At 40.2% G+C, this 14,955-nt stretch carries 10 protein-coding genes; 7 read left to right on the top strand and 3 right to left on the bottom strand.

Annotation, left to right across the window (positions count from 1 at the left end):
* The first annotated feature begins 11 nt into the window (after positions 1–11).
* The 5 genes from JWQ54_RS19805 (at position 12) to JWQ54_RS19785 (ending at position 10,105) form a co-directional block, all read left to right on the top strand.
* Positions 12–5,432 carry a non-ribosomal peptide synthetase gene (locus JWQ54_RS19805; protein ID WP_299588404.1) on the top strand — a complete coding sequence of 1,807 codons (5,421 nt, stop codon included), beginning with the start codon at positions 12–14 and terminating at the stop codon, positions 5,430–5,432.
* A gap of 109 nt (positions 5,433–5,541) precedes the next feature.
* Complete coding sequence (locus tag JWQ54_RS19800) at positions 5,542–6,816, top strand: serine hydrolase (RefSeq protein WP_299588402.1); 1,275 nt, start codon at positions 5,542–5,544, stop codon at positions 6,814–6,816.
* Between the two features lie 91 nt (positions 6,817–6,907).
* On the top strand, positions 6,908–8,518 hold the full coding sequence (locus tag JWQ54_RS19795; RefSeq protein WP_299588399.1) for an MBL fold metallo-hydrolase: 1,611 nt from the start codon (positions 6,908–6,910) through the stop codon (positions 8,516–8,518).
* A gap of 16 nt (positions 8,519–8,534) precedes the next feature.
* Positions 8,535–9,320, top strand: a complete 786-nt coding sequence (locus JWQ54_RS19790) for a MerR family transcriptional regulator (RefSeq protein ID WP_299588396.1) — start codon at positions 8,535–8,537, stop codon at positions 9,318–9,320.
* Positions 9,321–9,346: 26 nt separating this feature from the next.
* Complete coding sequence (locus JWQ54_RS19785; protein ID WP_299588394.1) at positions 9,347–10,105, top strand: thioesterase II family protein; 759 nt, start codon at positions 9,347–9,349, stop codon at positions 10,103–10,105.
* A gap of 112 nt (positions 10,106–10,217) precedes the next feature.
* On the opposite strand, the gene JWQ54_RS19780 is transcribed toward JWQ54_RS19785, so the two are convergent.
* Positions 10,218–10,796, bottom strand: coding sequence for a YcjF family protein (locus JWQ54_RS19780; RefSeq protein ID WP_299588391.1), 579 nt, complete (start codon positions 10,794–10,796; stop codon positions 10,218–10,220).
* Positions 10,797–10,950: 154 nt separating this feature from the next.
* Positions 10,951–11,142: a hypothetical protein gene (locus JWQ54_RS19775; protein ID WP_299588389.1), complete on the bottom strand. Its 192-nt coding sequence runs from the start codon at positions 11,140–11,142 to the stop codon at positions 10,951–10,953.
* Between the two features lie 214 nt (positions 11,143–11,356).
* Between JWQ54_RS19775 and JWQ54_RS19770 the strand changes: the two genes are divergently transcribed.
* The gene (locus JWQ54_RS19770) at positions 11,357–12,994 is read left to right on the top strand and encodes a cyclic peptide export ABC transporter (protein WP_299588387.1); all 1,638 of its coding nucleotides are present in this window, start codon (positions 11,357–11,359) and stop codon (positions 12,992–12,994) included.
* An 18-nt stretch (positions 12,995–13,012) separates the two neighbouring features.
* On the top strand, positions 13,013–13,828 hold the full coding sequence (locus tag JWQ54_RS19765; protein ID WP_299588385.1) for a prohibitin family protein: 816 nt from the start codon (positions 13,013–13,015) through the stop codon (positions 13,826–13,828).
* Positions 13,829–14,013: 185 nt separating this feature from the next.
* On the opposite strand, the gene JWQ54_RS19760 is transcribed toward JWQ54_RS19765, so the two are convergent.
* A partial coding sequence (locus JWQ54_RS19760; RefSeq protein WP_299588384.1) for a sialate O-acetylesterase occupies positions 14,014–14,955 on the bottom strand: 942 nt, incomplete at its 5' end.

Genomic DNA, 14,955 nt, shown 5'->3' with positions numbered 1-14,955 from the left:
TTAATAAAATAATGAATAAGGCAGCAGATTTAATTATTGATTTAGAAAAACGGGGCGTAAAGCTTTGGGAGGAAGAAGGTTTGTTAAAACTCTCGGCCCCTAAGGGAACGTTACCTGTTGAAATTCGCACGGAAATAAGCAAAGCCAAAGACCAGATCCTTGAAATCATCAAGGCAGCTTCCAATAAGCCTGTGCATGTTTTGTTGGCTGGCCAACGGTCAAATACCAATCTTCCGCTTTCATTTTCACAACGCCGTTTGTGGTACCTTAATCAACTGGAGGGTAAAGATGGCATTACTTATAATATGCCTGCTGCATTGCTGCTTAAAGGCAAGTTGAACGAAAAGTTATTTGTTGAAAGTCTTAACCTCATTATAAAACGGCACGAAGTGCTCCGCACATCGTTCATCAAGGTAGGGGACGACGTTTTTCAGCACGTCCAGCCTCAGCTCATCCTTGAGGAAGAACTTACAGACATTCAATATCTTGAAAACGATTCGCAGGAAGCTGCGTTGAACAAAATAATGAATGATGAGGCTCGTAAGCCATTTGATATTTCATCCGATCCGCTGATCCGCTACAAATTGATTAGGCTTAGCAAAGAAAAACGTGCCTTTCTGCTTACGCTTCATCATATTATATCCGATGGTTGGTCAATTGATGTTTTTATCAAAGAGCTGGCGGCTATCTATTCGGCCTATGTTAATAATAGTAGGCCGGAAATGCCTGCGCTCCCAATTCAGTTTGCTGATTTTGCCTTATGGCAAAAAAAATGGCTCTCTGGGGCAACACTCAATAGGCTGCTGACTTTTTGGAAAAAACAGCTGGATGGTATTCCCACACTAATTTCATTACAAACCGACAGGCCGCGTCCTGCTGTACAATCTTTTAATGGAGCTTTGGAAAAATATTCCTTCGGGGCTGAAGCAGCAAATGGCGTAAAGGACTTGTGCAGGCAATATAGTGTAACACCTTTTATGGTGCTCATTAGTGTTTATGCTGTTTTATTATCCCGCTGGTCAGGTCAGGATGATATTGTTATTGGCAGTGTTATAGCCAACAGGAACCGTAAGGAAATTGAAAACCTCATTGGCTTTTTTGTAAACTCACTCGTGTTCAGGATAAAGGTAACCCCCGGGCTTACGTTTGCCGAATTATTAAATGAGGTACGACAGCTTTCCCTTGATGCATTTGATCACCAGGATCTTCCTTTTGAAAAACTGGTAGAAGAAATAAAGCCGGAAAGAGCGCTAAGTCATAGTCCTTTATTCCAGGTGGCTTTTGCATTGCAAAATACCGGAAATGATAGCCTTGATTTGCCAGGACTTAAAATAAGCGACCTGAACACACATAGCGGTACATCAAAGTATGATATTACTTTTTTTGCCGGAGAATCGGCTAACGGGATTGCGGGGGCCATAGAATATAATTCTGATATTTTTGACAGGGATACTATTCTTCGTTTTATCAATCATTATCGCTGCTTATTAACCGGGGTTTTACAATCTCCGCTAAGCAGGCTAGCAGATATCAGTATTTTAGACGCGGACGAAAAGCAACTGATCCTTGAAACATTCAGCGGGGTTATTACTGATGATGTTACAAGCCAAACAATTCTGGATGCTTTTGACGGGCAGGTAAAGCAAACCCCCAATGCAACAGCCTTACGCTGTGAGGGGGAAGATATAAGTTACTATGAGCTTTTTACCAGGGCTAATAAACTTGCCAGTTATTTAACAGGAAAAGGACTGAAAGTAAACGAAAAAGTGGGGGTAATGGCTGGTAGGTCTGCAGTTCAGATCACCGGGCTATTGGCTGTTCTTAAAGTTGGCGGATGCTATGTGCCGCTTGATCCCGACTATCCGCAGGAACGACTGAACTTTATTATTGAAGATTCGGGGATCACTATGGTCATCACACATTCCAGGTTCGCAGGGATCAGTTTAGGTAAGGAACTCGAAATTATTACCGCAGATGCAGAAGCTGCAGATATTGACAATTGCAGTTTTGCAAAACCGGACATTAAGATCAGCCCGGATGCCGCTGCTTATATGATCTATACATCAGGATCAACCGGTTTGCCTAAAGGGGTAGTCCTGTCCCATAGCGGTTTGTTGAATATGGTGCAGCAGCAGATCAGTATTTTCAAGGTAACGGCCCGGAGCAGGGTTTTACAATTTGCCTCGCCTGGTTTCGATGCTTCTATCAGTGAATATTTTATGGCGCTGGCATGTGGCGGATGCCTGGTAATGACTAGTAAAGACACCCTAGTGCCCATGCCGCAGTTTAACAGGCTGCTGGCAGATGAAGGTATTACACACGTTACCCTTATCCCCGGTTTTTTGGCTATGCTGCCTTATGAACCACTTCCACAATTAACCGGCTTAATAGTGGCTGGCGAGGCATGCAGCATCGACCTGATGAGAAAATGGGCAGTTGGAAGGGATTTCTTCAATGCTTATGGCCCAACTGAGTCTACTGTTTGTACTTCCATCGCAATTTGCAATCCGAATAATGAACAGATTACCATAGGGCGGCCAATTGGTAATATTTTAGTTTACATTCTTGATGACAATGGCAATATTAGTCCTGTTGGGATCCCCGGGGAACTATATATAGGTGGACGGGGATTAGCAATTGGTTATCATAACAGGCCTGAACTAAATAAAGAGAAATTCAAGCTGCTTAACATTGATAAGAGATCGCTTGTGCGGTTATATCGTTCGGGCGACAGGGCGAGGTTTCTCCCAAATGGAGAGATTGAATTTTTAGGCAGGATAGATGAGCAGGTAAAAATAAGGGGCTTCCGTATAGAACCTGGTGAAATAGAATCAGTGCTCCGCTCACACCCCTTGGTAAAAGACGCAGCTGTGGTAATAAATGAAGACAGCAATGGAGAAAAAAGACTTTTTACCTATGTATGTCCTGAAGATAGTTGGGAAAGTGAAATAAACACAAACGGCGGGAGCGGTATCTTGGAAGAGCAGGTAAACCATTGGCGCGAGATCTTCGACGATTCTTATAGCGGGAATGTACCAAAACCTGCTGACGCTACATTTAATATTTCAGGGTGGAACAGCAGTTATACAGGCTTGCCTATTCCAGAAGATGAAATGCGGCAATGGGTAGATGATACGGTTGAATGCATTAAAGGTTACAAACCCCAAAATGTGCTCGAAATTGGTTGTGGCTCTGGTCTGCTGTTATTTCGGATAGCTCCCGATTGTGAATATTATCTCGGTACCGACTTTTCCGCCAATGCAATCGAGCTGCTTAAGCCCGTATTAAGGCAAAAAGATTTTAATAACGTTGAATTACAGCAATGTGATGCGATAGAAATAACATCCGTTACTGAACGAAGGTTTGACATGATAATCCTGAATTCAGTTGTTCAGTATTTTCCGGATCAGGAGTACTTATTACAGGTGTTAAAAAACGGGGTGGATTTGTTAAAGCCTGGTGGTCATTTCTTTATAGGCGATGTGCGGAACGAACAGCTTATTGAAGTATTCCGCACATCTGTAGAATTATTTAAAAGTAATAAGGATACTGACCCTGCGAAATTGCTGCAAAGGATTATCGTGAACGTACAGCAGGAGGAAGAATTGTTGGTAAACCCGCAGTTTTTTAACGCATTGCCTGCCTGTGTTCCGGGTATAAGCGGTGTGAAAGCTTTGTGGAAAAAGGGGCGTTACAACAATGAGCTTAATAAGTTCAGGTATGATGTGATCCTTGAAAAAGAGGGAAAGGCTAAAGTAATAATTACAGAAAAAATTGACTGGAATATTGAGAAGCCTGCCCCTTATCAACTATTACACATGCTTACGGGAATCCCCTTAATACTTGAAGGCGTTAAAAATAGCCGTGTTCAGAGAGAGTTAAAAGCGCTGGATATTTTACATTCGCCAGGAAAGAACAAACCCGGAATGTCGTTTTTTGACCTGTTGGATACTGCAGAAACTTACAGTTTGTATCCGGAAGATTTTTATGAATTGCAGCCCGATATTCCATACAAAATTGAAGTTTGCTGTTCCACCTCAAATAAAGAAACCTTTGATGTTTATTTTATTCCCGGTAATGATAGCATACCTCCTTTTTATTCTCCGGGTCAAAACAATAAAAACATTAAGCCATTAAGCGCTTATACTAATTATCCGTTGAAAGGGAAGTTCCTGCAAAAAATTGTTCCGGTTCTTAAGAGTTTTTTGACGAGGAGCCTACCCGAATACATGGTGCCTTCATTTTTCGAATTAAAGGAATCATTACCGCTTACGCCAAACGGGAAGACAGACAGGGCTATCCTTACAAAAAATGCTGCCAATATAATGGTGAGGGGCGCTTCAAATTATGTTGCCCCGGGTAATAAGGATGAACAGGAGCTAATGCTGATCTGGCAATCACTACTAAATGTTAGTCCGGTGGGCATTTACGACAACTTTTTCGATATAGGAGGACATTCCTTGTTAGCCGTTCAATTGATAAATCGTATTAATACAGCTTACAATTGTGAAATGACGCTGGTTGATCTGTTTGGTAATCCTGACATATCATCCCAGGCTGTTTTTTTAAACGGAAAGGCAAATAATGACAATGGTAAAGTACTGGTTAAATTTAGTGAAGGCAATACAAAGCAATCCTTATTTTTTGTGCCGGGTGCGGGTGGGAGTGCGCTTCAGCTAAGCGAGTTGGGCAGATGTTTCAGGAACAAACTATCTTTTTATGCACTACAGGTAGATGAACTGCCGGAAAACAAAGGATCGGACATTATAGAAGCAATAGCCCAACTGAATATCAGGGAAATTAAAAAGATTCAAAAGGCAGGGCCTTATTTTATAGGCGGGCATTCCTTTGGCGGATTAGTGGCCTATGAAATGGCTCACCAGCTTGAATCAGCAGGGGAAGAAGTAGCGTTCCTGGGAATCCTGGATTGTATGGCGCCTTCACCTGACAATCATGTTGCCGGAAAAGACTGGGCTGATAGCCGCTGGCTGTTAGAATTTGCTGGTTTGAACGGAATCCCACCAGCAAAAAGCAAGGATATTTTTGAACGGCTTTCGGAAGATGAAAGACTGGATCATTTAAAGTTGGTACTTGAAAAAGCAAACATCATTGAAGAAAATAAAAGACCTGGTAGGATCAGGGATCTTGTAAAAACTCTTAAAGCCACCCTGGGAGCAGTATATGAACCAAAAGATTTAAAGCTTAAGGCCGAAGTCCATCTTTTTAGGGCGGCGGTTTCTGAAAACAGCACAGGAGGTGCACAAGAGGCCTGTTACACAGGCGGATGGGAAAAGCTTTCAGACCGGGTTCATGTTATCACTACGGATGGTGATCATTTTTCGATGCTAAAATCGCCGGATGTAAAAGGCCTGGCAGACAGTATTATTACACGTATTATAAACAATCAACTAACCAGTATTTACATAAATTAAAACAATCATGAACATCAAACCACTAAAAGGCTATCCATAGTAAGCTTAAACATCATATTTGATTATTTAAGTAAAATAAATTTTAACTAATCCTAAACCATAAAAAATCATGAAAATTAAACCAGACAAATCATTACCATCAAAAAGGCTGCTGCTGGTAGCCTTAATGTGTATTATGCTAATGCCGGGATTTTTGCAGGCCCAGACCCGTAAAAAAGCAAAAATACCTGTGCGCACAACTTATAAAATAATTGATTCAATAATTGAGCACTATGTTAAACAAGGTAACTTTAGCGGTGTAGTAACCCTTGCCGAAAAAAACAAAACAACTTATAACAAGGCCTACGGCCTGGCAAACATGGAGTTAAACGTAAAAAATGACACCTCCACCCGGTTTGAAATAGGCTCGATGAGCAAGCAGTTTTGCGCAGCCCTTGTTCTTATTGCCGAATCAGAAGGAAAAATAGCGCTGGATAGTCCTTTATATAAATACCTGCCTTATACAAAGTCAGCATCTTCTGGTTTTGGCTCTGTAACTATTCACCAGTTGCTCGCAATGAGGTCAGCGATCCCGTCCTATGATAATTTCCCAAATTTCATTACCACTGTGGCCCGTAAAAACTTCAGGTCGCATGAGGAGTTTATCATGGATCAATGCGGATATCCACTTCAGACTACGCCTGGCACTGCCTTTAGTTACTCTGATGGTAATTACTATATTCTTGGGGCGGTTTTGGAAAAACTGTACGGATCTACCTATGCAAAGCTTTTGGATGACAAAATATTTAAGCCCTTGAAGATGGACGACAGCGGATTTTTAAAATTTAGCGGGGATCCCAATGGCGGCGATATCGTTAAAAATCTGAATGAGGGTTACCAGCCTATAACCAAAACTTATGACCCTGCTACCGGGCTCCCGATCGCTTCACACTACCAGCACGGCTCGTGGACAAACATGAGCGATATCGCCTTTTCGTCAGGCGCTATTTATATGACGGGAGCTGATTTTATTAAATGGACCGTGGCGCTGAATAATAACACGCTTTTTCCTGAAAAATATAAAAAGCAAATGTTCACCTCTTATTCTGAAAACGGGGTTCTTGAAGGCTATTATCCTACAAAACCTGGCTGCCCGCCAACTGGTTATGGCTTTGCCATGGTAATTGTACACAGGCCAGCGCTACCGGGCACAACAAAACCGTTGAAAATATATACGCATGGCGGCCTTACCCCGGGCTATTCATCGGTGGGGGCAATGGTTGAAGGACATGATATTTCAATTTTTATCACCTCAAATATAAACTCAGACGCACCGCTGTTTATGTGCTGGCAAATTATGAACACCCTGCTTGGTGTTCCGGTAAATTACGGAGGTATTCCATAAACAACAGCGTAAATTAATAAAATGCTCATACGCAGCATCAGCAGGAGAACGGGATAGCTTTTCCTGCTGATCTGTTAAAAAAACATATAAAATGAAATCCCAGGAATTATATCTCCGGTCGAACGTGATTGCGCAGCCCTTGTTTCAGGGATGGTATGCATGGGCGTATTTAATTGCCCCGGCTACTGCTGCAATGAATATTGAAGGACGGCATGTTAAAATAATGCAATCATACGTACAGGCGCCAATGATCCACGCAGCCGCATGCAAAGATCCTAAAATGACAGGCGGCCCGTTTATGGACTACGGCGGAAAACGCCTTGACGAAGTAAAAACACTGCTCAGATCAACCCTTGAAGAGCAGGGATACATGGTAACCCTTTCCAAAGCCATAAAGGAACTTACCCGGATGCTGAAACAGGAAGCAAAAGGCTATTCTATTGAATTATTGTACGAAAAGGTTCCGGATGTTCTTCGGGGCTATGTAGAACTTTTTTATGATCTTTCAAATGCTCCCGGTTTCAGGTTTATCGAGCCCCTTCTTTATCGCAGCAAATACTACAACGAAGCTTTTCAATCTGTTTCATTGTCATTAATTGATAGCGATCATCGCCCGTTTGTGCTTAGCACGCCGGTGCTTGGCGATGCTGGTAAAATAAGCATCAACTTGCCCTTTAGGGATAAAGTGTTGGATGAGTTTTTTATGATGAACAGAGTGCCCGGGTCTTTTGAACAGATATGCAGCAGGTTGGATATCATGCCTGAGCAGCAAGAACTGTTTCGGTCGTTTTTTACTGAACAGGAGCCTGAGCCTTATGAAAAGTATACAGGTGAAGGCGCAAGATTAAGATATTTTGGCCATGCCTGCCTGTTGCTGGAAACGGCAGACTTATCCATCCTTGCCGACCCGGTGGTAAGCTATGGCTATGATGCCGAGGTTTCCAGGTATACTTATAATGATTTGCCCGATGTAATTGACTATGTGCTGATCACCCATAACCACCAGGACCATGTATTGCTCGAATCGTTGTTAAAACTTAGGCACCGGATAAAGCATATTGTAATTCCCGGCGGGGGAGGAGGTTCATTGCAGGATCCGAACCTAAGCCTTATCCTGGAAAATATAGGGTTTACAAACATTATTGAATTAAAAGAAATGCAGACTCTTAAAATGAACGGGCTTAACATTACCGGTATTCCGTTCCTTGGCGAGCATTGCGACCTGGATGTGCGTACCAAGCTAGCTCATCTGGTTGAAATAAATAATAAAAAAATACTTTTTGCTGCTGATTCGTGTAACATCGAGCCTAACATGTACAGGCTGATACATGAAATAACCGGAGATATTGACGTGCTATTTTTAGGCATGGAGTGCGACGGTGCTCCAATGACCTGGCTTTATGGCCCCCTGCTTTCAGAAGACCTTCCGCGTGATAAAGACCACTCGCGGCGTTTGGCGGGTTCCAACTACCAGCGAGGCGTTGATATTGTGAACAGGTTTAATTTTAATGAAGTATATGTTTATGCTATGGGTATGGAGCCCTGGCTAAAATATATTATGGCTTATGAATATACCGATGAATCAAATCCCATTATTGCTTCAAATGAATTATTGAATACCTGTAAAAGCAGGGGTATAAGGGCAGAAAGGCTTTTCGGGGAAAAAGAGATCCTTTACAAAACGAAACCGGTTTTAGTTTGATTTTAAATATGGATATATGTTTGGAGAAGTATTCTTAAAAAACAATATTGAAAATATATTTAACGCATTTGGCATTTGCGACGATATTTTTAAGCCTTCGCTTACGGTTAATGACCTTTGCATTTCATACCGCACAATTAACAATTGGGAAGCAAACGGCCTGATGCTTACAGGAAGAAAAAACAGCCGTGACTGGCATAAATTTTCATTCGTTGATTTTATTTGGTTAAATATAGTTTTTGAATTAAGGCAGCTTGGCTTTCCGCTAAAAAAGATCCAGAAGCTCAAAGCCTTTTTAAGTGAAAATATTGATGACGAAAGCATATTTGCAATAAAGCGTTTAGAAGCACGCGTGTTTTTAACAAATACCAATCTTAACAGGCTGGTATTGTTACTTGCCGAAATACTATATAATAAAAATCATATTGCATTGTTATGCAACAAAGCGGGCGGTTTTTATATCTATAATGAGCAGCAAGTTAAAGAAGAAAACTCAGGTATTGACCTCAGTAAGTTCCTCTTCAGTAATTTTGTGTCGGTGTCGTTAACAGACATCATTATAAAATATTTACTTAATGTGAAGCTTGAGATAATTGAGAGTTCAAGAATTATTGACGGCTCTTTTTTAACCATATTGACAAGGCTTAGAAACAAGGAATTAAATCAGCTGACTTTTCAACTGAACGATTGCGAAAATATACAGGTACATAAACAATTGTTTAAAAACTATGACGAATTTGTAAATGCCTCCATCAGGCTCATACTGACCTTTAAATTTGAAGAGATTATTTACGATGAATAAAAATAGCCGTTTTATAAAACAAAAGAATGACTAACAAAAAGACTTTACTAATAGCTTTTCCCTTTGCCGGCGGCAATAGCTACAGCTATAATTTCCTGAAAAAGTTGCTAATGAATAGTAATATTCACCTTGAAACTTTAGAATATCCAGGCAGAGGTAAAAAGGCGGCAGATGCTTTAGTAACGCAAATGGATAATTTAATTGTGGACTTACTGTTGCAATATCAAACTATAGTTAATGAAATAAAGCCCAATAAAATAGTTGTTTATGGTCATAGTATAGGTTCTGTAATTGGTCTTGCTTTTATTCATGCAATAAATAAAAGAGATGACTTGCAAAGCCCGGAAGTGGCAATCTTTTCCGGACATGGCGGCCCGCAGCAAACTATAAAAAAAATTCGCTCATCATTAACTGCACCTCAACTTACAGCTTATTTTGAAAGTATAGGCTCTTTGTCGAAAGAGATTATAGCAGATACCGAATTGATGGATTATATATTACCTATTTTACGTAATGACTTGGTTTTGTATGAAAACTATACATCACATTACACTGAAAAATTGACTATACCATTAGCTATAATTAATGGTATGCAGGATAATATATTGCAAAAGGATATTGATAGCTGGCAGTTTGAAACCACTGCCCAAATTGAGTTTTATCAGATGGAGGGACATCATTTTTTTATGAGCCAGTTCCCAGCAGCATTTTCGGAATTAATTATTGACCTGTTTACAAATACAACCGCAGAAGCATTTTCGGGCATATATGAACGCCTGGCATAATCCTTTACGTGATAAGCGGTTCCTGTCTGCTATTTTACCAAACAAAAAATGGCTGCCTTAATAAAAAAAGCAACCATTCATTTATAATTGGTCAGTCAATAGTAAACGTATATTATTCTTTTGATTTTGTGCTGCCCAGATCTTTAGCTTCCTTTATTTCTTTGGCAACCTCTTTAACTTCTTTAGAGTCAGAATTTTTTGCTACTTCTGATACTACAGTATGGCCTTTTTTAACCAGTGCTATATAATGATCTTTTACAGCAACCGGATCGAAATCAAGAATGGTGCCCCCTGATTCAAAGTGAAGAATAAACACCTGGCCTAAAGCCCAGGTAGTAGCTGCCGCAAAACCCGGAAGCACAATCAGGCTTGCAATACTGCCAACAAATGGTATAGCACGAACAATGTTCATTCCAAGGCCAAGCCCAAGAGATGTTGAAGCATAGCCTCCAACAAGGGCGCCGATAACTGATTTGCCCCAGTTTGCTGAAAATTCTTGTTTGTAGATATCGCCTATCTTATTCAACATAGCCAGTTGAATTGCGGTAATAGCGGCGGTGTCAATAATAGGTAAGGGGATAATGCCGGCGGCGCCTGTCCACATCATGTAGTTTCTTACTACTGCTTCTGATGCTATTTGCTGCAGGCTGTCGCCATGCTCTAATTCTGTTTTAAGGGTTGTTAAATTCATATTCGTGATTGTTTTTTTGGTTCAAACAAATATAAACCTGTAGCATACCTTAACCAAAGGAAAACTAATGTAATTAATAGTATTATACCAATATGTATGGTTTAAAAGGTTGTGAAAGGTGTTAGGGTTAAAATATTGAAATGCAGTAGTTTAGTTAGTCGAGTTTGGCTTCAAAAGGGTTCTTCTTTGGCTTATCCTTAAGCAGGAACAAAAAGAGGAGTGTAATTATTGGGGAAAAGATAATACTGAGAAAAAAAACACCCCAGAAACCTATCCTGGTACGAATACCAAAAAGCCCGGTAATGGCTGCAAGTATCAAATACGGAATTACAAATTCAAGTATCATAGCTAATTTTTTATAAAAATAATCTTATTTTCAATAAGATAGTAAAAATTTGAAAAGTATAATTTACTTAATTCTTAAGAAAATCTGCAAAAAAAATATAGCCATAAAGTTAAAATAGTAAGTGGATTTATGATGTAGTTTTTATATCTTGCATCCCATATTTCCTAAACATAGAAATTGATTTATCACAAAATCCTACACCTGGTAAAAGCACATGAATGTAAATCTTCTAATTGACTTTATTAAAAAGGAATCAAGGGATAATTCTTATAAAAACATTCTGGCAATGACCCTCATATCCGGGTTATCAAATGCATTGTTGTTAGCTGTAATAAATTATTCAACCTCCAAAATCGTTCATGGAGACTTTAACTATAAATTTATAGTAATTTTCATCCTTATCTTTTTAATTTTTGTAATAACAAAAAACAGGGCATTAAAATTAACTGCCGTTCTTGTCGAAACAATAGTATTCAGGGTAAGGGAACGTATTGTAAAGTATTTGATGAATACTGAACTCCCCGAATTTGAAGCACTTGGACGTGCAGAAATTTATACCCGACTAACAAAAGACACCAATGAAATAAGTAACTCGGCTACTTCAATTGCCAATGGTGTGCAGGCTGCAGTACTGGTGTTTTTTGCTGTTATTTATTTAGGCTTTATAAACCTTACCGCATTTGTTATTGCTATAGTTATGCTGGGTTTAGCTATCTCTAACTATTTTTTTAGCAGTAATAAAATACAAGGCGAAATAGGCGAGGCGGTAGCATTGGAAACTGTTTATTTCGAGAAAATAAATGAGGTAACCGGTGGTTTTAAAGAAATCAAAATCCATCAGCAAAAGAAATTTGATCTTTTTTTAGGCAGGATCCAGGTTATAGCGAAGATGCTGAAGGATAAGAAAATTATCACTTCCTCAAAAATGTCGTTCTATTTTGTTTTTGCACAAGCGTTTTTCTACATTTTGCTGGGTACTATGGTTTTTGTTATCCCCGTTTTAGACCAGGCAGTATTAACAGATGTTGCAAAAATAACAGCTACTATCCTGTTTATTATTATGCCCCTTGGCGATGCTGTAGGCACTTTTGAGGTGCTTAATAAAGCAACGGTTGCTGTGAATAATCTTACAAACCTTGAACAACGCTTAAAAGAAAATACCCTCGGCGTTCTTGACGATCCTGAACTTGGCGGCATATTTAACAATTTTGAAAAACTTAAATTTGACGACCTGTACTTTAGTTATCGTGATAAAAGCGGGAAAGACCAGTTTAGTATCGGACCAATCAATTTTGAAGTAAAAAGAGGTGAAATTATCTTCATTATTGGTGGCAACGGTAGCGGTAAATCAACACTTGTTAAACTGTTAACAGGCTTGTACAGGCCTGATGCGGGCGAAATACTTGTTGATGATGTGGATGTAATACCGGAAAATATACAGGAATACAGGGAATTGTTTGGTGTTATTTTTTCCGATTTTTTCCTTTTTTCAGAAATGTATGGAATAAAAAACCTTGAAAGCTCAAAAGTGCTTAAGTTGTTGAAGCAAATGCAACTGTCTGAAAAAACAGGCTTTAAAGATGGTGCTTTTACCAATACAAACCTTTCAACCGGGCAGCGAAAAAGATTGGCTATGATTTCAGTAATTTTAGAAAACAAGAGTATTCTTGTTTTTGACGAATGGGCTGCCGATCAGGACCCTGAGTTCAGAAAGTATTTTTATAACGAATTAATTTACGATTTTAAAAAATTGGGTAAAACAATAATCGCCATAACCCACGATGATCATTATTTCAATAAAGCGGATAGGATTTACAAAATGGACTATGGTACGTTCAAAGAATATAAGTAAGACAATTAATTTAAAGCCGTGAGTCAGAGAAAAATAAATATTTTAATTACACTGCTTGCTTCGCTGCTATTGCTGGTGATTTTTTTAGATCGCTTTATAATGGTGAACGGGCCCGCAACATCTTCAATTGTGTTCAGGCCATTTTCCGGGGGCGTAAACATGCACAAGGTGTATGGCGAGGGTATATATTTTACCGCCCCATGGAACACTGTTTACAGTTTTAATACCAGGGAGCAGATGGTTGAAGATACCATGCACATAATGGTTCAAAACGGAGTTACAGTTACGATGCGTGTTAATTACAGGTATAGGCCTATAATTGACAGTTTGCCTGTTATTTTCAGGCGATACGGGCTTGATTATGATAAGGTATTTATAGATCCCCTGATAGTTTCAAGTACAAGCGAGGTAATTTCACATTTTACGCCAGAACAGGTATATTCTTTAAGCATTGATTCTATCAGGCAGGTTGCGCAGGAAATTGCAAGGCGCAGGCTTAACCAAGGGAATGTCTTCCTGGGCGAGCTGGTAATATCAAATATTAAGCTGCCGCCAAAAGTTGTTGACGCCATTGAATACAAATTGCGGCAGGAGCAATTGTCAATAGCCTATAATTACAAAATTATTATTGCCCAAAAGGAGCGGCAAATTAAAATAATAGATGCTGATGCTACAAGAAGCTCACAGGCACTTGTTAATCCGGGGTTAACACCAGGCTATCTGCAATTGAGACAAATTGAAGCATTGCAAAACCTCTCTTTGTCTCCCAATGCTAAAACCGTTGTTGTTCCGCGAGGTAACTCCACTCCAATTATTTTAAACAACGGACAATAATTTTTATAGTTAAAAGAGATCAAGCATTAAAACAAACACTTTGCCTGCAATAAAGAGGTTTGCATCATTGAATTATGATACGGCCTTCTTTTGTCATCTTACAGGCAATATTCTATTAGCAGTAAAGTCATGGCCAGCGCCCACAAATCCTGCTCTTACCGGATGCACCGAGCCAGTAAGTTTATTTACCTGATCTCATACCAATCATCTGTACGGAATGGTGAGGCCGGTAAATTTGCATCGTTATATAAATTACAAACCGGGTTATTTGCCCAGGCGTACCGCACTGCAATAGGATTGGCAACAGTGCCGCTGGTCACCACTACTTTATTACCGGATATGATAGCCCGGGCGGGATAGAATTTTTTATCAGCACCCGATATGGTAAATCCTTTCAACGTATCGCCCTTGGCAAGCAGGCCATGATCTGCATGGGTAAATTCCAGTTCAATTCTATTGCCCTTAATCACCTGCGATTTATAAATTGGTCCCGAGTAAAAGATATTTTCGCCGTAGGTTTTTGCGCGTGCTATTAATGCCAGCCTGCGGCCAACTTCCTGCTTGTTTTGCGGGTGTATACGGTTGGCGTCGCCAATATCAATGGCTACCGCCATGCCTGTATTAGGCAGGCTAAGCGTGCTTAGCTGGGCATCGCGCATGGCTGGCCAGTCGGCAGCGGGCGGCTGGTCAGTGGCGTTATAGTTGGCTATCTGCACAAAATAAAACGGGAAATTGCCTTCGCCCCATTTCTGCCGCCAATCATTAATTAACAGCGGGAAAAGCTGGCGGTATTGCGTGGCCCTGTCGGCGTTACTTTCGCCCTGGTACCATATTACCCCTTTTATAGTATAGGGTAAAATGGGGTTTATCATAGCATTATAAATAAGCGTTGGCCGGTTAGGGCTGTTTGACAGTGAAGGCGGTTGCGGCAATAGCGTAAGCACATTGGCCTTGTGGTAAACCCAATTTCCGGCCAGATCAATTTGACCGGTGGTATCCGTTGCCAACGACAATTGCAATGGGCCCTTATTTATACCGCCAAGGCCGCCATTATCAAAAACGCGTATGGCTATGGTATTTTCGCCGGTTTTTACCAGGCTGCCGGGTATAGTATAGCTGCGTTTATA

This window comes from Mucilaginibacter sp. (assembly GCF_028288225.1).
In the GTDB taxonomy this organism is placed as follows: Bacteria; Bacteroidota; Bacteroidia; order Sphingobacteriales; family Sphingobacteriaceae; genus Mucilaginibacter.
This window is presented reverse-complemented; position numbering and strand designations above follow the sequence as displayed.

Coding starts and splice junctions, on each gene's coding strand:
- JWQ54_RS19775 (WP_299588389.1), bottom strand. CDS start 11,142: ATGATACTTGAATTTGTAATTCCGTATTTGATACTTGCAGCCATTACC.
- JWQ54_RS19800 (WP_299588402.1), top strand. CDS start 5,542: ATGAAAATTAAACCAGACAAATCATTACCATCAAAAAGGCTGCTGCTG.
- JWQ54_RS19790 (WP_299588396.1), top strand. CDS start 8,535: ATGTTTGGAGAAGTATTCTTAAAAAACAATATTGAAAATATATTTAAC.
- JWQ54_RS19770 (WP_299588387.1), top strand. CDS start 11,357: ATGAATGTAAATCTTCTAATTGACTTTATTAAAAAGGAATCAAGGGAT.
- JWQ54_RS19780 (WP_299588391.1), bottom strand. CDS start 10,796: ATGAATTTAACAACCCTTAAAACAGAATTAGAGCATGGCGACAGCCTG.
- JWQ54_RS19785 (WP_299588394.1), top strand. CDS start 9,347: ATGACTAACAAAAAGACTTTACTAATAGCTTTTCCCTTTGCCGGCGGC.
- JWQ54_RS19805 (WP_299588404.1), top strand. CDS start 12: ATGAATAAGGCAGCAGATTTAATTATTGATTTAGAAAAACGGGGCGTA.
- JWQ54_RS19795 (WP_299588399.1), top strand. CDS start 6,908: ATGAAATCCCAGGAATTATATCTCCGGTCGAACGTGATTGCGCAGCCC.